This window comes from Methylosinus sp., assembly GCF_036560965.1.
Classification (GTDB): Bacteria; Pseudomonadota; Alphaproteobacteria; order Rhizobiales; family Beijerinckiaceae; genus Methylosinus.
Map to the genome: position 1 here is coordinate 1 of NZ_DATBQF010000041.1, position 21,413 is coordinate 21,413.

Consider the following 21,413-nt stretch of genomic DNA (forward strand, 5'->3'; position numbering starts at 1 on the left):
TGCCGGCGAGCCGCGAGATTTCCGCGCGGGTCGCCGGTTGCAGATAGGCGATCGCCGTCACCGCCAGAAGTTCGGTCGGCGTCAGCTCGGGAGCGCCAGCCTCGCGAAGATCGCCCGAACTCGCCGCTCGGATCGCGCCCGCGAAACGCGGCCGCGTTCGAAATTGCCAGCCGCCGGCGACGAAGACGAGTTCATAGGGCCGCGCGCGAAGTTCGTCGACAATGTCGGCGATAAGATCGTCGAGTTTGCAACTCTGTCCGACGAGTTTCGCCAGCGCTTCGCGGGGCATGGGATCGCGCGCGGCGAAGATCGCCGCCTCGACCCGACCCATCCATTCGCGCCAGCGCGCGCCCTCCGGAAACTCGGCGAGATCGGGATCAAACAGCGCGTCCTGTTCGCGCTTTTTGGGACGGCTCATCGCCAAGCCTCACATTCCTTTCTTGACGCGTTTTCTTCGCGAAAACGCTATAGCCCATACAGCCGAAAATTCGACCGGCCGGAGAGTTCGCGCACGGCGCCGAGCTCGACCAGCCGATCGAACAAGCGGCGGGCGGCGCGATCGGATAGCCGCGCGGCCTTCGCGGCGCGCGCGGGAGACAGGGCGTCGTCCGAGAGCAACAATTCGATGACCCGCCCGGCACCCTTGGCGCGCAATTTGGATTGGGCCGCGAGAAGCTTTTCGCCAGCCCGCGCCAACTCACCGGCGAGAGCGCAGGCCTCCCCTGCGGCCATCGCGTAAGCGCCGGCCGCGGCGTGGACCCAATCCGCATCGCTCGGGCGTGGGCGCTTGCCGCTTGGGCCGCGGCGCAGCGACGGACGGGCAATCGTCGTGGCGAGCAGCGGAACCGGCGCGTCCCAACCAAGGCGTCGCGCCAGCGCGAGATCGGCGAGCCACAGCGCCAAAATCTCGGCGTCGACGGCCTGCGCGTCGCGAAACAGCTCCATCGCCGCGGCGCTCGCGCCCGCGGCCGCCGCCAGCGGAGTTTCGGCGCCGGCGACGATGTCCCGCAAGGCGGCGGCGACCCCCTCGAAGCCTATGTCGGCCGGGAGGTCCAAAAAATCGGCGGCGTTTCGCAAGATCGAGTCCTCGAGCGGCGTTGGGCGGCACTCGAACAGGCGCCACAGCCGATGGATGCGGCCAGCCGGGCTGGTGGGCGCGTCCGCGTCGGCGTTGGGCGAAAGATGTTCGGCGTCGCGCAGCGCGGAAGAATCCTCGCGATGACGCGACAGACCGGCGCAGGCGGTCGCGGCGCGCAAGGCCAGGCGCTGGCGCAGCGCGCCGGCGAACGGCGGATTTTCGCGCAAGATTTGATCCAGCAAGGCGAGACCGGCGCCGGCGCAGAACGCCGCGTCAGAGCTCGCGTCGACGCCGACAGCGGGTGGCGTCGGCAGTCGCGCCCACTGCGGAAACATTTGCTCGAACAGTGGGTTAGTCGGCAAAGAACTCGGCGCGGCAAGCCGGCGCGACCGCCGCGTGGGCGCGACGACGGGCGCCTGCCCGAGCGGATCGGCGCCTGGAGCTTCGTCGTCGAAGACGTCAGCGGGAGCGAATCGGACCATGGCTTTAGCATAACCCAAGGCGGCGCTTTGTCACCTGGTTCAACGCCATATCCGCCGCGCTTGTCTTCCTAAATCTATGTCCGATAATGATGGCTTATCGGACATGATTCGGAACGTCCCAAAATTCGGGAAAAATTTCGCGTTTGATCGGTGGCCGGCCTTTCCAGGCGTCGGGTTTTTCCGGCCAGGACTCCGCTTGAATGACCGGACTCGTTCGCTTCGGAAACCAGGCCGCGTCGAGCTTTGGCGACCGCGGTCTCGAAGCGAAGCGCCGAAATTTGGCGCGCGGTCGTGAGATCCGCCGAGCGCAATGGCGAGACTGGCTGAACCGGAATGATTGAAACTGTCGAGGGCCCATGACGGAAGCGAAAGCCTCTTCAACGTCGGATGACGGAGTCGAAATCGGCGCGCCCGTCGCGGAGCGGAACGGCGCGCCGCATCTCGCGGCGCTCGGCGAAAAGGCGCGCGATTACGCCCGCAACGCGCGTTCGGAGAACACCCAGCGCGCCTACGACGCCGATTGGCGACAATTCTCCTCCTGGCTGCGCCGCCAGGGGTTCGATCCGCTGCCCCCGAACCCCCAAACCGTAGGCCTGTATCTCGCCGCCTGCGTCGACGGCGGGCGCGGAAAGGAGCCCATTTCCGTCGCGACGCTCGAGCGGCGCCTCTCGGGGATTTGCTGGCGCTATCGCCAGCTCGGCGAACCGCTGGACGCGAGCGATCGGCACATCTCGACCGTGCTCGCCGGCATTCGACGCGCCCATGGCCGACCGCCCGTCCAAAAAGAAGCGATCTTCGCCGACGACCTGCGCGCGATGCTGGCCCCACGCTCGACAACGATTTGAGGGGCCTGCGCGACAAGGCGATCTTGGCGATCGGCTTCGCCGGCGGCCTGCGCCGCTCGGAAATCGTCGGTCTCGACCGCGGCCCGAACCAATCCGAGGACGGGACCGGCTGGATCGATATTTTTACTGGCGCCGAGGCGTCGACCGCCAGCATGAATTCCCGCGCCAAGCCGCCGCGCAAGGAGAAGGAGGACGACGCTCCCGATTCTGCCGCAGCAAGCGAAGGCGGCCTGCTGCTGACCATCAACGGCAAAACCGGCTGGCGCGAGGTCGAGATCGGTCGCGGCTCTCGCCCCGACACCTGCCCGGTCATCCTGCTGGAGACCTGGATGCGGCTCGGCCGCGTCAATCATGGCCCCCTGTTCCGACCAATCGCGCGCAAGAACGGCGGCGTCTCCTCGGAGCGGCTGACCGACAAGCACGTCGCCCGCCTGGTGCAGAAGACCGCGATGAAGGCGGGAATCCGTGGCGATCTATCCGAGGGCGAACGCAAGCGCGCCTTTGGCGGCCATTCGCTGCGCGCCGGCCTCGCCTCGTCGGCGCAAATCGAGGAAGCCCATGTGCAAAAGCATCTGGGCCACGCCAGCGCCGAGATGACCCGCCGCTACCAGAGGAAGCGCGATCGGTTTCGGGTCAATCTCACCAAGGCCGCGGGGTTGTGAGCGTCGTAAAACGGCCGGCGCCAGTTGGACCGCAGCGGCTTTCGAGATTTGGACGCGTTTCCATCACCCCGCCCGCTTGCGTTCGCGCGACGCCTTCCCCGCTTTGCCGCGCAAAAGGGCCATCAGCACGGGTCCGAGCGAAAACTCCCCTGCCCTCGCTTTCGCGGTCAAAACCCGCAAATAGCCGCCGGCGGATTTGATTTCCTCGCCGCGCTGCAGGATCGCGGCGATGACGATCGACGTATCGTGCTCGCCCAAAACTTCGAGCGCTTGCGCCCAGGCGTCCGGCGACACGCCGATCGCCTTTCGCACCACCGCGGCGGTTGTCGCGAGGTCGCGCCACGACGAAATCCCGCCAGAGGCGAAGTCGAGGATATCGGGACAGGCCTCCAGCACCATCCCCAGCGGATAGGTCCGCACAGCCCCGGGCTTTTGCTCAGGCTTGTGGCCCTCCGGTCCCAATATCTCGGTGTCTGTCCTCGATGGAGCCCCGGGCTTTTGGTCGTCGAGCCCGGACGGTTCGCCCCTGCCTTCTTGAAGGCTAGGTTCAAGATCAAAAATATTTGTAGTTTGATTCTGTATGTGGCGCTCACTTTGGGACTCATTGGCGCTCATATTTTGGGCTTTTACATGAGTTTCCAGGAGCTTGCGGATTTCGGCGGCAACGGCGACAAGTTCGCTCGCCAAAGCCTCCATATCGGAACGCAACAAATTGCGTGCGTAGCGCCCGGAGAGCGTTGCGTAGCGCAAATGAAAACCTTCCCAGTCGCCTGGAACCCCCTCCTCCAGGCCGGTGGCGATCATCTTGGCGATGTCCCGGCGCGTCAGCGTGATTTTTTCGCGCAGCAGCGCCGTCGCGCGGTTTTCGGCGCGGACCTCCTCGGCGAGGTTCTCGATCTCCTCGGCGCGCGCAATGAGCGGCGTGAGGTCGAAACCGAAGGCGTCCTCGATCGCGCCCCCCTGCCCTCTCCTGGCGAAGCGCTTGCCGTTCGGAGAGTCGCGCCGAATGATCAGCCCGGCGTCGACGAGACAAGCCAAATGCCGGCGCAGCGTCGCCGGCGCCATGCCATGGGCGCGGATCGAGAGTTCCTTGTTCGAGGGGAAGACGACGATGCCAGGGCCGGATGAATCAGCTTCGCCCGCCTTGGAGTCGCTCGCCGGCAAAGTCAGCGCCGTTTCCTGATGGAAGGAGAGCAGCGCGTGCAGCACCGATAGCGCTCGGTCGGCAACGCCGAGCGGCTCCTTGGCTTCGGTGAGCGCGCGAAACAGCCGCCATTTATGGACGACGGTTTCAGATGCGCCCGGCTTGGCGGCGAAATTTTCGGTCGCGGTCTGGCTCGCCACCATGGCGAGCGACAGCGGCCGCCGCCCAAAGGGCGTCGTTGGACGTGTCTGCATGATCCTTTGCCTCGTTCAGGCAAAAGAAATCCGCTCGCCGAAACGGCGCCGACTCTTGACAGCGATTCGCGGAAGTGTGATTCTCTAGGTGCGAACTACGAGAAGGGCTTCCGGGGCGACGTTTCGGGGGCCTTTTTCTTTTGTCGATGTCTCCTGCGTAATACGCTCGACGTCACACATGACTCTCCCCGTCATCGACGGGATTTGAACTCCTCGTAGAGCGCCTGCAATCGCTCGAGGACGAAGTCACCAAATTCAGGGGCGACGCGACGATCGATCGTCACCGAAATTTTTTCGGCGTCCTGCACAATCTTGGCGAGTTTTGCGCCTTCCGCGGTCGTCCAATTTTGGAGACGAGGCCGCTCCGCGACGCTCGGTCTCACCAAGGCATGAACACGTCGAAACCGCTGATCGCTTTCGAGAGCGAGGAAGTCCGGCGACGCAATCAATGCTTTGACCGATTTCGCGACTGCGGGATCCGAAAAACGCTCGGCGAGATCGATCCACCCGCGCCGCCCGATTCCGAGGGACGGACCAATCGCATGGATGACATTCTCGGGAACTCTCGAAATAACCGAGAGCATGTTGGACAAATCGCTCTTGTAGACGGACAGCGCGGTCATGATCGTGTCCCGCTTGAAGCCTCTCTGTTCCAAGCTGCGCGCGAAACGCGCCTTCTCTATGAACGACAAATCTTGCCGCTCGTTGTTTTCCTGACCTTGCGCAATGACGAGTTCATCATCGGAGAGAGACTTGACGACGGCGCGCACTGTGCGCTGCAGATCGAGCGCAGCGCGAAGCCTCCGATGGCCATAGGCGACCTGAAAACGCCCGCTCACGCTCGGATGCGGGCGCACAAGAATCGGCACCTGCTGCCCATGATCTCGAATAGCTTCGACCAGTCGTGCATGCGCCTCCCGGCTCGTCGCCATGCGATCCTCGACGAAGGAAGGATCGATCAGCGTCGGATCGAGGTCGACAACGACCTGCCCCTCGGCAAGCTGCCGCTCGATAGCGAGCGCGCGCTCGGATTGTGCTTTGAACTCGCTGAGAGACTGCCCGAGCGCGCCGACAGGAGCCGCAGCAGACTTTATAAGTGCCGAGGAGCCGAGAATGGGTCGTGTCTTGTGCGTTGCCGCCCTTACCACGGGATCCGCGTCTGACTTTTCGTTGACTCGGAGATCATCGGTCGCGGCCGTGACTTTACCGTCGGAGGCGGGCGCCGAGCCGAGTTGCAAATTCGCGAAGAGCGCTTTTCGGCTCATGCTGTCCTCCCCCAGGCTCTTCGGATTAAACTCTCGATCTCTCCGTTGACTTGGTTCATGGATTCGACCGCGCGATCGTATGTCGATCGGGTGAACTGCTGGCGCTCCACTTCATACAGCGTCTGGTTTGTGATCGACGCGTCCGAGATCGCCGTGCTTTTCAGCATGGGATGTATGAGCACGTGTTCCCCGAAGATCGACCGCAGGAAAGCGACCATCTGATTTTGAGGGCCGTCGCTCGGCTCGAATCTCGTGACGAGGTAATTCATCCAGTCGTAATTCGTGGTCCCCCCCGCATCGGCTACGACCTCCAAGAGGTCTCCCGTCATCGTCAAGAACTGCGCCATCGACAACACGTCGAGCATTTGCGGATGCACCGTGATCAGAACGGCGGTGGCGGCGCTCAACGCAGAGAGGGTCAAATAGCCGAGTTGCGGAGGGCAATCGATGACGACGATGTCATAGAGGTTTTGCGCCTCAGCAATCGCCTGAGCGATACGTCCAAAAAACATCAAATCTCCGGGTGCACGCTGCATCAGCGCTCTCGGCGTTTCGTGCTCGAACTCCATCAGCTCTAGATGGGCGGGGATCAAATGCAGATTGGGAATATAGGTTCCTCTGACGATCTCGCTGATGGAACGACGATGCTCGTCGTACCGAATCGCGCCGTACAAAGTTTCATTGGATCCTACATCGAGTTCGGGCTGCGAGCCGAAAAGTGCAGACAGGCTTGCCTGAGGATCGAGATCAATGGCGAGAACGCGATACCCGTGCAGAGCGAGATATTGCGCCAAATGCGCCGATGTCGTCGTCTTCCCCGACCCACCTTTGAAATTCATGACAGTGATAATCTGCAAATGCTCGCCATCGACGCGATGGGGCAGATAGCGACGATCACCTCGGGCGCTCTGGTCGAGAATACGACGAATATTCTGAATGTCCTCAACCGAGTAGGACCGTCGACCGTTCGTGACCGTCGAAGCCACCCCGCGTCCTTCAGCCGCGACCTGCCGGAGATATCCTTCGTGGATGCCAATAAGCTTCGCCGCTTCCGCAGGCGAAAATAGGCGGATGGATTTTTCTGCGGACGGAGGAAAATTGTTGCGTTGATGTGCCTGCAACTGCTGAGACAGATTATTCGCGTGCCGCTGAATCAGCGTCCGAAGCTCTGTCGCCTTCGAAGCGGAAATGGCGGGTTTGCGTGCCATGTCTGGAGGGATCTCACAAAATCAAAGCTGCGGAGTTTTTCAAAGTTTCGCGCTTCGAGCGCGTCTTGAGGCATTAGCGCCGATTCTGAGCGGAGGCGCAACGTTTTTTCTGCTAACGAAACGTTAAGAGCTGAACGAATCATGTGAGCTCGATTGACGCAATAATTCGTTGGCGCAAATCCCAAACATCACATTAGGGTGCCGGCCTGACGGCTGGGATCGTTAGCCGCGGCTAACTTCTTTCTTCAGCGATCCCGAGTTAGCCGCGGCTAACTCGGGGCCAGCCGGCCCACGTACGACACCCTAGCCCAGATGTAGCCAAGCCGACGCACCTCCGAGCCGGGCGTTGACAACCCTACTGGACCGCCCCACGTGACCTCGCCAACTAAGCACACGGGGGAGAGAGTCGGGCAAGCAGCCGCTTAACGCGGCACGTTCATGCCGCGAGAAACGGAGATCACCCTCTCAGCGGAGCCGTTCCTTCGCTGAAAATATCCACATAAGCGCGATAGCTGAAATCGCGCCACGCCGACGGCCCATAATCTCCGCGACGATGCCCAGGCGCTCGAGATCGGCCAGCGCCGCATTGACGGTCGGCGCGCTCAACCCGGTACGCGCGACGAGATCGTTCGCGGTGACGAATGGATGCAGCTGAAGCAAGTCGTGAATGCGAAGCGAGGACCCCGTCCGATCGCTTTCGGCTGCTATCCGCTCCCGATCGCGCGTGAAAAGACCCGCGATCCGCACGGCTGCTTCGAAGGCCTGATTCGCCGTTTCGGCAACGCCCTCCAGAAAAAATTCGAGCCAGCTCTCCCAAGCGCCATTCTCGCGGACCTCTTGCAAAAGACGATAATAGTCCGCGCGATGCGTTTTCAGATAAAGGCTGAGATAGAGGAGGGGAGTCCGCAGCACGCCATTGGCGCAAAGGAACAGCGTGACCAGAAGGCGCCCCACATGACCATTCCCGTCGAGAAACGGATGAATGGTCTCGAACTGGACGTGAAGCAGCCCGGCTTTGATCAGCGGCGGCAATTGCGATCCGGTTTCATGAATGAAGCGCTCGAAAGCGTCGAGACAGCCGCCGAGCTCACTGGGGGGCGGGGGCACGAACAGCGCGTTGCCGGGCCGCGTGCCGCCGATCCAATTCTGCGAGCGCCGAAATTCGCCGGGGTCTTTCGTCTCACCACGACCGCTCTGCAGGAGGCGTGCGTGGAGTTCACGAATGCGTCGAAGCGAGAGCGGGAACTCTTCGAGCCCTTCGAGCCCGTACATCATCGCGTCGACATAATTCGAGACTTCCCGGATGTCGTTGATCGGTTGGCCCGACGACGCCTCCGTCTCGAACCGAAGGAGATCGGCGAGAGTCGACTGCGCGCCCTCTATTTGCGAGGAGAGCACGACTTCCTTGCGGACATACATGTAGAGAAAAAGCTCCTGTCGCCGCAGCAGGACGGCTGCGCCATCGAGCCGGCCGAGCGCTCGCTCCGCGGCGCTGACGCGACCGAGAAGGGGCAGGAGATCGATGTCCCGGCTCGGCGGCAGGGGAGGGGGAACGAAGGCGCGCACGACTTCGCCGCCGACAGTCGCTTCTCCGTAGCGCCCAAGCCGGAACCTACGGGAATTCTGACCGCTCATGGGCGCAGTATGATCCAGGCTTCTTATTTGAGCACCCCGGCATCGCCTTAAATGGTCGACCTGAGGCTTTAAGACGGCTCAATTTAGCGGGCGTCCCACCCGCGCCGTCCAGGTCACAGTTGCGACGCCTCCCGAAATTCAATTCGGCTATAATCTCCGTTATGGCGCCGAAAAACACACTCACCGCCCAAAACCTCCGAGCGTCGGCGCGGAGCGGCTCGCCGAATTGTTGATGGAAATCAGCAGTGGCGATGCCGCGGTAAAGCGTCGCTTGCGACTCGCGCTCGCCGGTGCCCGCGGTCCGTCCGACGCCGCACGAGAAATTCGCAAGCGCCTCGCCGGGATTTCTCGGTCCAGCGCTTTCATCGATTGGCAGAAGCGCCGCGCGCTCGTCAATGACCTCGATACGCAGCGACGCGCAATCGTCGATCACGTCGAACCGGCCGATCCGAAAGAAGCGCTCGATCTTATGTGGAGCTTCACGGGTCTCGCCGCTTCGGTGTTCGCGCGCTGCGACGACAGTAGCGGAACGATCGTCGGGATTTTCCGCCGAGGCGCAAAGGATCTCGCTCGCTTGGCCGAGACCGCGCGTTGTGACGCAATGGAGTTGGCGGACCGCACCTATCCGGCGCTGCTCGCCAACGACAATGGACAATACGACCATCTCATCGCCACGTTGAGCGGTTCGCTCGGCGGCGCCGGTCTCGCGCATTTGAAGCAGCGTCTCATCTCGCTGTCCAAGGAGCCGATAAAAAGGATCGAGGATCACGAGAGGCGCAAAATCGGCTGCTCGGCGAGTGGTCCTATCTTCGAAGACGAGATCCAGAACCGCCATCGGGCCAGCGTCATTCGGTTTGCACTGAGCGACATTGCCGACGCGCAGGGCGACGTCGACGCCTTCGTCGCGCAATATGACAAGCGAGCGACGAAGTTTCCGAAGATCGCGGCGGAAATTTCCCGACGGCTCACCGCTGCCGGGGCGCCGACGAAGCGCTGCAGAGATAGTAGACGCAGCGGAGCGCGGGCACGCCGACCGCCCTGAGTTCGAATGGGAAGACGCGCGCATCGCCGCGCTCGAGGCGCTGGGTCGAAGCGAAGACGCGCAAGCAGCGTGTTGGTCATGCTTCGAGCGATTTCTGTCAGAGGGGCATTTGCGCGAGCATTTGAAACGCCTTCCCGACTTCGATGATATCGAGGCGGAAACAAGAGCGCTCGACATCGTCGAAAGCCACGCCAATTTCCAACAGGCGCTGTGATTTCTGGCGTCATGGCCGGCCCTCGATCGGGCGACGAAGCTCGTCCTACAGCGCTCTCAGGATCTCGACGGAGATCGCTATGAAATTTTGACGCCGGTCGCCGAAGCCCTGGCCGGGAAACACCCATTGGCGGCGACGCTGGCGTTGCGCGCCATGATCGAATTTGCGCTCGATCAAAGTCGAACCAGCCGCTACAAGCACGCCGCGCGCCATTTGCTGGAATGCGCCGGGTTGGCCACAAATTTCGGCGACTTCGGAAAGCACGAGACCCACCAAGCCTTCGTGGCGCGGATGCGCAGCAAGCACGGCAAGAAGACTTCTTTCTGGTCCAACACGGCCTGAGCGCCTCTCGAGCGGTTGGTCGTGTGGCCAAAAGGCGGTATCGAAGCAGGCCATTGGAGCGCGTGCATTGCGCGATGTAAGAGTCGATCGACAGCGAGATCGGGTTCGTCATGCCCTTCGAAGAATTGAACGCGGCTCAGGTTCGAATTGAAATCGCCGGCGTCTCGCCGCCGATTTGGCGACGCCTCATTGTTCCGCTTTCTTGGAACCTTCACCAATTGCATCTCGCGATGCAGGCCGCCTTCAATTGGTGGAACTACCATCTCCATGAGTTTCGGATCGGCGGGTTGCGCTACGGCGACTTGGAAATCGAAGACGACGTCTGGTCGGATATGGATCCCCGAGTGTTCGATGAGCGCGAAGTGCGGCTGGCGGACTTTTCCGGCGAAGACCGAATTGCCTTCGGCTATCGTTACGACTTTGGAGACTGTTGGGATCACACCGTCGAGATCGAAGACAAGCTCACGCTGCCGGTTTCACCAAAGCACGCAACATGCGTCGCTGGCGCTCGGGCCCGCCCGCCGGAGGATGTCGGCGGGAGATACGGCTATGAGAATTTCCTCGGGATCATTTCTGACCGTAAGCACCCGGAATATCGCGAGACCCTGACCTGGTGCGGCGGGCATTTCGACCCGGAGTGGTTCGATCTCGCGATCGTCGACAAGGACGTGCGGAGCGCGCTGCGGCCCGGCGTGAAACGTCGCCTTCATCAGCCGAAACCGCGGAAAGAAAAAGCGAAGTGATTTTTAAACTGGCCCGCACTCGCGAGTTGGCAACCCGCGCTTTCAGGAATTGATAGCGCCGAGCCATTGAGAAAAGACCGTCGTGTGACGGCACTCGTCGGTCGAGACGCTGAAGCGACGAGCGGATTGGAACGGGGAGGGGACCGCCGTAGCGGTCCAGTGGGGAGCTTTTGTTTCACTCGCTTCGGCTGTTGTTGCCGACCATCGGCGGCGCGTCCATCCCGCCGAGCTCACGGTGTTACCAGCTGTGCCGGCGAATTCGAAGCCTTCCTCTCCTCGCCAGCATAACGGCTGAGCCCGGTGGATCTCGAAAAAGCCTATTCCACCCTCAAATTATCGGACATCAAAATCCGCGCGACAACTAGGGCGCTTTGAACACGGACAAAGCAACAAAAGCGCCGCCGAGAATTCGCGCGCGTCATGCCACAAGCGCCCTTTTGACGGCTTCCGGCTCCCGTGCGATCACGCGCAGCAACATGGCGGCTGGGCCGCTGACCGCACGCTGACCCTGCTCCCATTTGCGATAACCGGATAGGCTCATCCCCATGAGGGGAGCCATCTCCGCCTGTGTAAGCCCCGCATATTTGCGGACCTCGCGCGGATTTACGGGGGCGTGAACGACAGCTGGCCCTTCGCCCTTCACATGTGCCAGGGCTTCGCCAAGAGACTGGATCAGGTCTTCTCCAAACGCGGTCATCTCTTCTTCCTTGCAGCCTTGATCGCATCCACGAGCGCCGCGGCGCCCCGCTTTTCCTCGGGCGTCAAATCGACCTTTTCGTTCTTCTGGTAGACCAGCAGTGCGTAAAGCGGGGTCGAGTCATCGAGAAAATAGTAGACTACCCGAGCGCCGCCACGTTTGCCTCTTCCAGAAGCTGCAAATCTGACTTTACGCACTCCACCCGTGTCAGGAATCACGTCGCCGCTGAGCGGATTGTCAGCGAGGAAGGAGATGAGTTCGGCCTTTTCATTCTCGTCGAAAAGCTTCTCCGCTTGCCGCGTGAATGTCGGGGTTTCCGCCACAGTTTGCATTAAGCCTAGTAACCCATTGGGTTGTATTTGTCAATTAGCCAGGATCGAGAGCTGAAGCGGGATTGAATTCACCGTTTGAAAATGCAGCCGAAAGCCGAAGTTCGCTGCCGCCACCCAGGGCCAAACAGGAAAAAGGCCTGAAAAACAGGCCTATTCGTCGATTTGCGCGCCGAAAGCTCGCCTTTAGAGCCGTTCCGAGGCTCGCTTTCGGCTGCCCTGGCGACGCATTTCGAGCCAAGCGGCGAAAGAGAAAAACGCATCTCCTATCACTCAAGCTAAAAGCAATATAACTTGCTAATTATCTTGATTCGCATGGAATTAAAATGGCTTTAGATCTTCACGGCTCGGTTTCATTCGAGCGCCTGCAAGCGCCCTTCGAGAGCTCGTCGACGCCCTCGCGTGCGTCGACGAGCGCCTTTGATCCAATCCCGGTGCGGTTCAATTCGTTCTTCGCGCGCATTTCCACGACGCCTGCGCCGCCTTGTGGCGCTCAGGCGAATTCGTGCAGCTCGAAGACCTCGTGCTTCATGACGCTGGGACGGACGCGCATACTCCGACGCACCAGCTCGTCCGGGCTCATGCCGTTCTGCTCTCGCGCCATCGCATCGCCGATCGCGAACCGGGATGGGCGCTGACGATCGAGGGCCTCGCCAGTCTGCGGGGCGTGTCGCGACCGCACGGCATTCCGCTGGAGGCGACAGCGGACGGCTCGGGCGCCATCGAGGGCGAAGACGCGGCGGAGGATGAGATCGAGAACGGGGAGCGATCCTCAACGGGGGAATGCGACGAGATCGACCAATTGCTGGCGCGAACATCGCGTTTGACGGAGCGCATCGAGCCGGCCCCGAGCAAACGGGACGACTCTGGTTTGGTTTACGATGAGGATTGGGACGAGGAGGCCCGCCTCGCCGAGTGGCGCGAGCATCTCAGCCAGACAAGCAATCTTCCGCCCTTGATGGCTGCAGGCATTGCGCTCGACGCCTGGGAAGAGATCGAGCCCTTTCAGCACAGCCCATGGCTCGGGTTCTTGTTCGTCGCGGCCTTGCTGCGGCGCCGGGGGAAAACGCGGCATCACCTATCAGCGTTGCATGCGGGATTTCGTCACGCCAAATATCGAAGGAGTCGGAACAGTGATTTCGAATCCCGGCTGATAGTCTTCGCGCAGGCGGTCGAGTTCATGGCGAAGGCGGACTTGAAGGAACTCGACAGATTGACGCTCGCGCGCGAGCTCCTTCTCCGAAAATGCAAAGATTGTAGAACGAATTCGAGGCTGCCGCGGCTCGTCGACCTGTGTCTGGCTTCGCCGGTCGTCACCGTCCCTTTCGTCGCCAGAGAACTCCAATGTCGCAGCAAGCAGCGACCACGATGATCGACGAACTCTCGTCGAACCTTCGCGAGTTGACTGGACGAAGGCGATACAGGGCGTGGGCTGTCATATGAGAGATGGAGCGCATTGGTCGCTCGCGCCGCTGGCGAGATCACCTTGCTGGCGAGCCTCGAGAATAGGGGGATGTCGAACGCGCGCGCGGTTTGAAGTGGGTATTGCGCGTCTGCTGTGATTTCCCGATAGTCTCGCGCGTCTCTCCATCGAAAGCCGCGCGTCGATCATGCCTGTCGCCCTCACGCCCGTCCTGACGCCGCATGGCGCCTTGCGCCTCGACAGTCGGGAGGGCGATGCGCCGATCGACGACGAGATCGCGGCTCGCCTCGAGGCGTATTTTGCGCGCGGCGCCGGCCATGGCCTGCTGCATCTGGGGCTCGCCGAGGCGGGAACGATTCTTTCTCCGGGCTGGATGTTCTGGCGCGGCTTCGCGATCGGCTTCGCGACGAAACTCTGTGCGACGGCCGACACCGCGACGAAGGAGCCGCCGTCCCGTAGCGCGCTGCGCGAATTGGTCGACGCCGCGCCGCCCATGCCCGGAGGCGAATATCTGCGCGTCGAGGTTCTGGAGGCGCTATGGGGCGGGATGGCGGAGGCGCTCCGCGTCGAGCTCTCGGCGAGCGGCGCGTCGCTGCGTGATTTCATGGCGGGCGCGGACCGTCGCTGGCGGCTGGTCGGGCGCGTGCATCTCAATCTCGCCGAAAACCGGCGCGACCCCGATTTTCCGTTCGCCTTCATGGCGACCTATGCATCCTCGCTCGCCGAGCACGGAGCTTTGCGCCATGCGCCGCTGGCGCAGGCGCTGCGCGACTTCGCCGACGACAAGCGCAGGCTGCTCGATTTGCTGGAGCCGGTCAGCCATGCGGCCGAGCGCCTGGACTGGTTGAAAGAGATCGTCGACGCCGACGAAATCTTTCACCCCCTGCGCTGGACTCCGAAGGACGCGATGCGCTTCCTCGAGAGCGTCGAGACAATGGAGGCCTCGGGCGTGATCGTGCGCATGCCGGCGAATTGGCGCATGAATCGTCCGAGCCGTCCCAAGGTCGAAGCGACGATAAGATCCGTTGCGCCGTCCATGGTCGGCGCCGAGCAGCTGCTCGATTTCGACATGCGCGTCAGTCTCGACGGCGAGGCGCTCACGCGTGATGAAATCCAGAGCCTGCTCGAGGCGACCGAGGGTCTCGCTCTGCTGCGCGGCAAATGGGTCGAAATCGATCGCGAGCGCCTGAAGGCGACGCTCGATCGTTTCGCGGCGGTCGAGACGCTCGCCGATAAAGAGGGCCTCCCCTTCGCGCAAGCGATGCGCCTCATCGCCGGCGCCGATATCGGCGTCGGAGCCGGTGGTCCGATCGATACGAAATGGGGCCATATCGACACGGGACCCTGGCTGGCCGAAACGCTGCGCGCCTGCCGCGATCCGCAGGCCGCCGCCGACGCCGATCCGGGCGCGGCTTTGAAGGCCGAGCTGCGTCCCTATCAAAAGACCGGCGTGCAATGGCTGGCCTTTCTGACCCGCTTGCGTCTCGGCGCCTGCCTCGCCGACGACATGGGCCTCGGCAAGACCATTCAGCTCCTCGCGCTTGTTCTCACGCTGAAACAGCAGGCGCCGGACGACGGGCCGAGCATTCTGGTCGCGCCGGCGTCGCTGCTCGCCAATTGGGCCGCGGAGGCGGCGCGCTTCGCGCCGAGCCTGCGGGTGCGCGTGGCCCATCCGGCCTTCATGCCGGCCGCCGAATTGAAAGCGGCGACATCGGGCAGCTTTTCCGACGCCGACCTCGTCGTGACCAGCTACGGCGCTGTGCTGCGCATCGGCGCTTTCACCGCAACGAATTGGCGTCTCGTCGTGCTCGACGAGGCGCAGGCGATTAAAAACCCCGGCGCCCGACAGACGCGCGCCGTCAAAGCGCTGCACGGCGCGGCCCGCATCGCGCTCACCGGCACGCCGATCGAGAATAATCTTCGCGATCTCTGGTCGATCTTCGACTTCATCAACCCTGGCCTGCTCGGAACGTCCAAGGCCTTCGCGGATTTCGTCAAACGGCTGTCGTCGCGGGAGCCGCCCTCCTACGCCCCGCTGAAGAAGCTGGCGGCGCCCTATATTCTGCGCCGCCTCAAGACCGACAGAAGCGTCATCGCCGATCTTCCGGACAAGACGGAAGTCGCGGCCTATTGCGCGTTGAGCAAGAAGCAGGCGGTTCTCTACGAAGGGGCGGTCGCGGAGCTCGAGAGACGCCTCCAGGAGTCCGAGGACGATATCGCCCGGCGCGGCCTCGTTCTGGCCATGCTGATGCGGCTCAAGCAAATCTGCAATCATCCCTCGCAATGGCTGTCCGACGGCGCCTATGACCCCGAGCATAGCGGGAAATTCGCGCGCCTCGCCGAGATCGCCGACACCGTCGCCAGCCGCCAGGAGAAGCTGCTGGTGTTCACCCAGTTCAAGGAGATCATCCCCCCACTGGAGCGCCTGCTCTGCGGGGCTTTCGGGCGTCCCGGCCTCGTGCTCCACGGCGGGACCGCAGTCGGCAAGCGCAAGGATCTCGTCACGAAATTCCAGGAGGACGAGACAATTCCCTTCTTCGTCCTGTCGCTGAAGGCCGGAGGCTCTGGACTCAATCTGACCGCCGCTTCGCATGTCGCGCATTTCGATCGCTGGTGGAACCCGGCGGTCGAGAATCAGGCGACCGATCGCGCCTTTCGCATCGGCCAGAAGCGCAACGTCCTCGTGCACAAATTCGTCTGCCGTGGCACGATAGAAGAGCGAATCGACGCGCTGATCGAGTCCAAGCGGCAATTGGCGCAGGAGTTCCTCGGCGGCGGGCAGGAGCTCGACCTCGCAGGGATGAAGGATCGGGACCTGCTGGCGCTGGTCAGGCTGGATCTCGACGCGGCGATGAAGGAAGCATGAGCCCATGGCCTTTTGGAGCTATCCCGCCTATGTCCCCGTCGCCCAGCGCCGCGCCCAGGCGGCGAAGGAGGTCGCGAAGCTGAAGAAGAAGGGGCGCGTGATCACGCCCGTCGCGCTCGAAGGCCGCAAGATCGCGCAGAGCTTCTGGGGCAAGGCCTGGTGCGACAATCTCGAGCGCTATGCCGATTTCGAGAGCCGCCTGCCGCGCGGACGCACCTATGTGCGCAACGGTTCCGTGGTCGATCTGCAAATTGCCCGAGGAAAGATCGCCGCTCTCGTCAGCGGCTCCGAAATCTACGAGGTCGGGATCGCCGTCACGCCGACGACGCCGGAGCGCTGGCGAGCCATCTGCCGCGACAGCGCCGGCTCCATCGCCTCGCTCGTCGAATTGCTGAAGGGCAAGATCTCGAAAAATGTCATGGAGCGCGTTTGCCGGGATGGCGACGGCCTCTTTCCCGCTCCCCGTGAAATCAAAATGTCGTGCTCCTGCCCCGACGGGGCGAACATGTGCAAGCATGTCGCGGCGTCGCTCTATGGCGTCGGGGCGCGGCTGGACACTGCGCCCGAGCTCTTGTTCGCCCTGCGCGGCGTCGACAGCGCCGATCTGATCTCGAGCGTCGACGCCGGCGCGACGACGCCGCGCACCAGCGCGCTCGGCGAACGCATCCTCGCGGCGGATGAGGTCGCGGCGCTGTTCGGGATCGAGATGTCGCCGGAGCCCACTCAGGCGGCGGCGCAGCCCCGGGAAGCGCGGAAGCAGGCCGAGCGGATGAAATCCGAGCCGAAGCTGGCAAAGACGGCCAAAGCATCGGGCGGCAAGGCGGCCGTGCGCGACGAGACGCCGAAGGCGGTTCGGGAGAAGCCGGTCGCCTCGAAAGCACAAGTCTCGAAAGCGCAAGTCTCAGAGACTCACGAGGCCAAATCCGCGCGCCGTCGGAGCGCCGCGCCCGTGCGGACTGCCGAGCCAGCCCCGGTAAAAGCGGCGGCTTCCTTGACGAAACGCCGATCGGCACGGCTCGATACCTCGGCTGCGAAGTCGCCCGCGACACCGACGCAGGCCGAAGCGAAGGCGCGAACAAGAATCGAAAAATCCGCGAGGCGGCAGAGCAAGAAGCCGCCGCAGGCAGGAGCGCCGATCGCCGAGCCCGCTGCGACGAAAAAGCCGTTCGGCGCCGGCGCCGGCGCGAAGCCTGTCGCGCCGGCGGGCGAAGAGAACGCGCTCAAAGCGACGACGGTCGCACGAAATGCCAAGTCGACGAAACCGGCTTCCGCCGCCGTCCCCGCGGTCGAGCAAAACGAGCCCCCCATTCGCCGCCGCGGGAGAGCGCCTGCAGGCCGCACGCGCGCGGCGAAATGGATCAGCGCGAGGGCGAAAAAAAATCGCGTCTGATGTGGAGCAATCCTCGCCGCGCCCAATCGCTTGGATCGCTGTCGCATTGCCTTTAAGCGCACGCATCCGGTTGTCGATTGGTCGAGGAAGAATTTGCAAAGCTCAATGAGGCCTCGCTGCAAGAAATTGCCTCGGCCGTCGCGGTCCCGTTCCGCAGAGGCGGGGCCCTCGATGTCTGCACTCCGTCTTGACAACCGACGCGCGGGCGTCGATATTTAATGCGATGATTAAATGTTCTGAGGCGACGCTCGACTCGGTCTTTCACGCGCTGGCCGACCCGCATCGAAGGGCGATCCTGCGTATGCTGACGGAACAGGAGCGCAGCATTGGAGAAATCGTTCCCTCGTTTCCGATCTCCTTCGTCGCTGTCTCCAACCACATGAAGGTTCTGGAACAGGCGGGTCTCGTCATCCGACGCAAGCAGGGCCGTCATCAGATGTGCAGCCTCGACCGCCGGGGGCTCGACGCCGCCCGGAACTGGCTCGATGCGCATGAACGCTTCTGGACCGAGCGGCTCGACGCCCTGGACGCCGTGGTCGCTTAGATGAAGGCGGAGGACACGGGCCGTTAGAGTCCGGCGCTAACCGGTAGAAACAAGATGGAGGAAGCGCTTGACTCAGAATGCCCTCTCGAGCGAACGGGCTACAACGTCCGTGCCCGCGCCCGCCGCCGACCAGGCGGCCGACCCTGGAAGCCTGCGCCGGGTGGTGGTGGCCTCCTCTCTCGGAGCCGTCTTCGAAGCTTATGACCTCGTGCTCTACGGGCCGATGGCCGCGATCGTCGCCGCCGAGTTCTTCTCCGGGCTCGACCCCGCCTATGCCTATATCTTCACCTTGCTGTCCGCCGCCGTGACCTATGTCGCCCGCCCATTCGGCGGGCTGGTGTTCGGCCCCCTCGGCGATCGGGCCGGGCGCAAATTCACCTTTCTGCTCACCATCCTGATCATGGGCTTGTCGACCGTGCTCATCGGCCTGCTGCCGAGCTACGCGACCATAGGGATCGCCTCGCCGCTGCTGTTCATGGCGCTGCGCATCCTGCAGGGCCTCGCCTATGGCGGCGAGTTCGGCGGCGCGGTGACCTATATCGCCGAATATGCCCCCGCCCACCGGCGCGGCTTCGCCACCAGCGCGATCGCCGTCACCGCGGCGAGTGGCCTGGCTCTGGCGATCCTGGTCGTGCTCGCCTGCGAGCTGGCGCTCGGCAAGACGGCGTTCGAGGCCTGGGGCTGGCGCATTCCATTCCTGCTCTCCGCGGTGCTCATGCTGGTCTCGGTCTATATCCGGCTGCGCCTGCAGGAATCTCCGGTGTTCCTGGCCATGAAGCGGTCGGGCGGCGGCTCGCGGACGCCGCTGCGCGAGGCGTTCGGCCGCTGGGACCATCTGCGGGTGGCGCTGCTCGTCCTGTTCGGCGCCGCCGCCGGCCAGTCGGTCGCGATCGCGACCGGCTCCTATCCGATCTACCTCCTGGCCTTGAACCTGAAGATCGATCCCTTCCTGCTGCACTACACCATCCTCGGCTACAGCGTGGTCTTCATCGCCGCGATGATCCTGGCGGGCTGGCTGTCGGACAGAATCGGCCGCAAGCCGGTGGTGCTCGCCGGCTTCATCGGCACGGCGCTCGCCGCCTATCCGGTGTTCCTCGGCGTCACCCACTATGCGCACCCGCGCCTTGTGGCGGCGATGACCACGCATCCGGTGACGGTGGCGGCCGATCCGGCGACGTGCAGCCCCCAGTTCGATCCGTTCGGCCTCGCCGAGTTCCGCAGCCCCTGCGACATCGCCCGGCGCGCCGTCGCCAAGCTCGGCGTGCCCTACGCCAATCGCGCCGCGTCGCCGGGCCGCGTCGCTGAGGTGGAGATCGGCGCCGCGGTGGTTCCCGCCTTCGAGGGCGTCGGGCTCGACCGGGCGATCTTCACGCAGCAGGCCAAGGCCTTCGACGGCGCCCTCGCCGCCGCCTTGGCCGATGCGGGATATCCTGCCCGCGCCGCGCCGGAGTTGACCAATGTGTCGATGCTGATCACGCTCATGGCCGCCCTCAGCCTCTTCGTCGCAATGGCGTCCGCACCGCTCTCGGCCTGGATGGTGGAGATGTTCCCGACCCGCATCCGCACCACGGCCTTCGCGATGTCCTACAATATCGGCGGCTGGTTCGGCGGCTTCCTCCCGGCGATCTCATTCGCCGCCTTCACCGCCACCGGCGATCTCTATGCGGGCCTGTGGTACGCCGTCGGCGTCCTGCTGGTCGCCCTCGTGGTCGGAGGACTGTTCCTGCCCGAGACGCGCGGCCGCGCCCTGGACCGCGTGACGTTGGAGCGCGTGACATGACCGGCGCCGCGGGTCGTCCGGTCTCGCTCGTCCTGGTCCGCCGCATCAATGCGCCGGCGAGACTGATATTCACCGCCTGGACGGACCCGAAATGGCTGGTCCGCTGGCTGATTCCGGGGGCCGGGGCGCTGCGGGAGGCGGTCATCGACCCGCATCCGGGCGGCGCCTACCGGCTGGAGGGCCTCGATCCGGATGGAACGCGCTATCGCCTCTGCGGCCGTTACATCGACGTCGCGCCGGAGCGGCGGATCGCCTTGAGCTGGGAATATGAGGGCGCCGCGGCCGGCCTGTGCGGGCCGCCGACGCGGGTCGACGTCGATCTGCGCCCACTGGGCGCCGACGCTTGCGAGTTGACCCTCACCCACGGCGAGATCCGGGGGGAGGAAGCGGCTGCGACGCACCGCATATTGTGGACGATCTGCCTCGACCGGCTCGTCTGGTCGCTCGTTCCGCCGCCGGACGAGCCCGAATTTCGCCCGTCGCTCGGGGCGATCGCCGAGCTTTATGGCGAGTCGCACCGCTTGCTGCAGGACGCCTTCGACAGCCGGCCGCTGGCCAACACCCTGCGCAAGATGATGGTGACGAGCACGCTGACGACCGAGCACAAGGCCTTCATTGCCGGGCGGGACATGGTGTTCCTCGCCACTGTCGACCATCGTGGCTTTCCGACCTGCTCCTACAAGGGCGGGGCGCCGGGCTTCGTGCGCGTGCTCGACGACCAGACCCTCGTCTTGCCGAGCTATGACGGCAACGGCATGTATCTCTCCGCGGGCAATGTCGCCGCCAATGCGAAGGTCGGACTGCTGTTCATCGATTTCGAGCAGCCGCACCGACTGCGTATCCACGGAGCCGCGCGCCTCGTGCGCGACGAGGCGGAGCTTGCAGCCTTTCCCGGCGCGGAGCTTCTGCTGGTGGTGAAGGTCTATGAGGCCTTCGTGAACTGCTCGCGCTATGTGCATCGCTATCAGCGCGCGGAAACATCCCCCTTCGTGCCGGGCGAGCCGCGCGGGGACGAGATGGCGCCCTGGAAGAATCTGGACGTCATCCGTGACGCCCTCCCGGCCCGGGATCGGGTTCGGCGCGAGGAGGCAGGATCGAGGTCCATGACGCGCGAGGAGTATCTGGCGCGCCTGAAACGCGGGGAGAGCTGAGAGTCTGCCTCTCCTTCTGCCGCGCGTCGCGATTCCGGGAACAGCAAACGCCGGCGAAACCGGCGTGCTTCAGATCGCAAACCGCCTTGGCCAGCGCGAGATAGAAGAGTGTGTGCATGGCGGTGACAAAACCATCCAGTGAAGCGCCGGCGCTGAAAACCGTCGACGGGGCCTTATTCCCGGTCTTATGTAGCAGCCGCCACTGGCTTCCTCTACTGGCGCGGATTTTGAGGCTCTATGCTGTCGGCTCATCATTGATTGAGCATGGGAACGGCGATGAGCACGAGGGAAATTATCTCGGCCTTGCGAGACAAGAGAT

17 protein-coding genes and 3 pseudogenes are annotated in these 21,413 nt (G+C 63.5%); 12 read left to right on the plus strand and 8 right to left on the minus strand.

Annotated elements, in window-relative coordinates; genetic code table 11:
* Both scpB and VIF40_RS11780 read right to left on the minus strand, forming a co-directional pair.
* Window positions 1-418 (minus strand): SMC-Scp complex subunit ScpB (gene scpB, locus VIF40_RS11775; RefSeq protein ID WP_331937704.1); only part of this gene is annotated, 418 nt, incomplete at its 3' end.
* 47 nt (window positions 419-465) lie between these two features.
* The gene (locus VIF40_RS11780) at window positions 466-1,413 is read right to left on the minus strand and encodes a DUF1403 family protein (protein ID WP_331937705.1); all 948 of its coding nucleotides are present in this window, start codon (window positions 1,411-1,413) and stop codon (window positions 466-468) included.
* 503 nt (window positions 1,414-1,916) lie between these two features.
* Between VIF40_RS11780 and VIF40_RS11785 the strand changes: the two are divergent.
* A pseudogene (locus VIF40_RS11785) lies at window positions 1,917-3,067 on the plus strand (tyrosine-type recombinase/integrase).
* A 63-nt stretch (window positions 3,068-3,130) separates the two neighbouring features.
* On the opposite strand, the gene repC reads toward VIF40_RS11785, so the two are convergent.
* The 4 genes and pseudogenes from repC to VIF40_RS11805 form a co-directional block, all read right to left on the minus strand.
* The gene (repC, locus tag VIF40_RS11790) at window positions 3,131-4,465 is read right to left on the minus strand and encodes a plasmid replication protein RepC (RefSeq protein WP_331937706.1); all 1,335 of its coding nucleotides are present in this window, start codon (window positions 4,463-4,465) and stop codon (window positions 3,131-3,133) included.
* Between the two features lie 191 nt (window positions 4,466-4,656).
* Window positions 4,657-5,730 (minus strand): plasmid partitioning protein RepB, encoded by a 1,074-nt coding sequence (gene repB, locus VIF40_RS11795; RefSeq protein ID WP_196406731.1) that lies wholly within the window; start codon window positions 5,728-5,730, stop codon window positions 4,657-4,659.
* Window positions 5,727-6,938 (minus strand): plasmid partitioning protein RepA, encoded by a 1,212-nt coding sequence (gene repA / locus VIF40_RS11800; RefSeq protein WP_331937707.1) that lies wholly within the window; start codon window positions 6,936-6,938, stop codon window positions 5,727-5,729. Before repA ends, repB begins: the two co-directional genes overlap by 4 nt.
* A gap of 457 nt (window positions 6,939-7,395) precedes the next feature.
* A pseudogene (locus VIF40_RS11805) lies at window positions 7,396-8,573 on the minus strand (Fic family protein).
* 232 nt (window positions 8,574-8,805) lie between these two features.
* Between VIF40_RS11805 and VIF40_RS11810 the strand changes: the two are divergent.
* The 3 genes and pseudogenes from VIF40_RS11810 (at window position 8,806) to VIF40_RS11820 (ending at window position 10,914) form a co-directional block, all read left to right on the plus strand.
* Complete coding sequence (locus VIF40_RS11810) at window positions 8,806-9,615, plus strand: DUF6880 family protein (RefSeq protein WP_331937708.1); 810 nt, start codon at window positions 8,806-8,808, stop codon at window positions 9,613-9,615.
* A pseudogene (locus tag VIF40_RS11815) lies at window positions 9,575-10,171 on the plus strand (DUF6880 family protein). The gene VIF40_RS11810 and the pseudogene VIF40_RS11815 overlap by 41 nt, the downstream one beginning before the upstream one ends.
* Window positions 10,172-10,281: 110 nt before the next feature.
* On the plus strand, window positions 10,282-10,914 hold the full coding sequence (locus VIF40_RS11820; protein ID WP_331937709.1) for a plasmid pRiA4b ORF-3 family protein: 633 nt from the start codon (window positions 10,282-10,284) through the stop codon (window positions 10,912-10,914).
* A 418-nt stretch (window positions 10,915-11,332) separates the two neighbouring features.
* On the opposite strand, the gene VIF40_RS11825 is transcribed toward VIF40_RS11820, so the two are convergent.
* Both VIF40_RS11825 and VIF40_RS11830 read right to left on the minus strand, forming a co-directional pair.
* On the minus strand, window positions 11,333-11,611 hold the full coding sequence (locus VIF40_RS11825; RefSeq protein WP_331937710.1) for a helix-turn-helix domain-containing protein: 279 nt from the start codon (window positions 11,609-11,611) through the stop codon (window positions 11,333-11,335).
* Window positions 11,608-11,943 carry a type II toxin-antitoxin system RelE/ParE family toxin gene (locus VIF40_RS11830; protein ID WP_331937711.1) on the minus strand — a complete coding sequence of 112 codons (336 nt, stop codon included), beginning with the start codon at window positions 11,941-11,943 and terminating at the stop codon, window positions 11,608-11,610. The genes VIF40_RS11825 and VIF40_RS11830 overlap by 4 nt, the downstream gene beginning before the upstream one ends.
* 502 nt (window positions 11,944-12,445) lie before the next feature.
* Here VIF40_RS11830 and VIF40_RS11835 point away from each other — a divergent pair.
* From VIF40_RS11835 to VIF40_RS11870, 8 genes are all read left to right on the plus strand, one after another.
* Window positions 12,446-13,312, plus strand: coding sequence for an RHE_PE00001 family protein (locus VIF40_RS11835; protein ID WP_331937712.1), 867 nt, complete (start codon window positions 12,446-12,448; stop codon window positions 13,310-13,312).
* On the plus strand, window positions 13,309-13,383 hold the full coding sequence (locus tag VIF40_RS11840; RefSeq protein WP_331937719.1) for a helix-turn-helix domain-containing protein: 75 nt from the start codon (window positions 13,309-13,311) through the stop codon (window positions 13,381-13,383). Before VIF40_RS11835 ends, VIF40_RS11840 begins: the two co-directional genes overlap by 4 nt.
* Before the next feature lie 167 nt (window positions 13,384-13,550).
* Entirely contained in the window at window positions 13,551-16,229 is a 2,679-nt protein-coding gene (locus tag VIF40_RS11845; protein ID WP_331937713.1) for a DEAD/DEAH box helicase, read from the plus strand.
* 4 nt (window positions 16,230-16,233) lie between these two features.
* The gene (locus tag VIF40_RS11850) at window positions 16,234-17,619 is read left to right on the plus strand and encodes a hypothetical protein (RefSeq protein WP_331937714.1); all 1,386 of its coding nucleotides are present in this window, start codon (window positions 16,234-16,236) and stop codon (window positions 17,617-17,619) included.
* A gap of 187 nt (window positions 17,620-17,806) precedes the next feature.
* Window positions 17,807-18,163 carry a metalloregulator ArsR/SmtB family transcription factor gene (locus VIF40_RS11855; protein ID WP_331937715.1) on the plus strand — a complete coding sequence of 119 codons (357 nt, stop codon included), beginning with the start codon at window positions 17,807-17,809 and terminating at the stop codon, window positions 18,161-18,163.
* Window positions 18,164-18,230: 67 nt separating this feature from the next.
* Window positions 18,231-19,943 (plus strand): MFS transporter, encoded by a 1,713-nt coding sequence (locus VIF40_RS11860; RefSeq protein WP_331937716.1) that lies wholly within the window; start codon window positions 18,231-18,233, stop codon window positions 19,941-19,943.
* Window positions 19,940-21,094, plus strand: a complete 1,155-nt coding sequence (locus tag VIF40_RS11865) for an SRPBCC domain-containing protein (protein ID WP_331937717.1) — start codon at window positions 19,940-19,942, stop codon at window positions 21,092-21,094. Before VIF40_RS11860 ends, VIF40_RS11865 begins: the two co-directional genes overlap by 4 nt.
* A 116-nt stretch (window positions 21,095-21,210) precedes the next feature.
* On the plus strand, window positions 21,211-21,413 hold a 203-nt coding region (locus tag VIF40_RS11870; protein ID WP_331937718.1), incomplete at its 3' end, for a hypothetical protein.

Coding starts and splice junctions, on each gene's coding strand:
- VIF40_RS11780 (WP_331937705.1), bottom strand. CDS start 1,413: ATGTTTCCGCAGTGGGCGCGACTGCCGACGCCACCCGCTGTCGGCGTC.
- repC (WP_331937706.1), bottom strand. CDS start 4,465: ATGCAGACACGTCCAACGACGCCCTTTGGGCGGCGGCCGCTGTCGCTC.
- repB (WP_196406731.1), bottom strand. CDS start 5,730: ATGAGCCGAAAAGCGCTCTTCGCGAATTTGCAACTCGGCTCGGCGCCC.
- repA (WP_331937707.1), bottom strand. CDS start 6,938: ATGGCACGCAAACCCGCCATTTCCGCTTCGAAGGCGACAGAGCTTCGG.
- VIF40_RS11810 (WP_331937708.1), top strand. CDS start 8,806: ATGGAAATCAGCAGTGGCGATGCCGCGGTAAAGCGTCGCTTGCGACTC.
- VIF40_RS11820 (WP_331937709.1), top strand. CDS start 10,282: ATGCCCTTCGAAGAATTGAACGCGGCTCAGGTTCGAATTGAAATCGCC.
- VIF40_RS11825 (WP_331937710.1), bottom strand. CDS start 11,611: ATGACCGCGTTTGGAGAAGACCTGATCCAGTCTCTTGGCGAAGCCCTG.
- VIF40_RS11830 (WP_331937711.1), bottom strand. CDS start 11,943: ATGCAAACTGTGGCGGAAACCCCGACATTCACGCGGCAAGCGGAGAAG.
- VIF40_RS11845 (WP_331937713.1), top strand. CDS start 13,551: ATGCCTGTCGCCCTCACGCCCGTCCTGACGCCGCATGGCGCCTTGCGC.
- VIF40_RS11850 (WP_331937714.1), top strand. CDS start 16,234: ATGGCCTTTTGGAGCTATCCCGCCTATGTCCCCGTCGCCCAGCGCCGC.
- VIF40_RS11865 (WP_331937717.1), top strand. CDS start 19,940: ATGACCGGCGCCGCGGGTCGTCCGGTCTCGCTCGTCCTGGTCCGCCGC.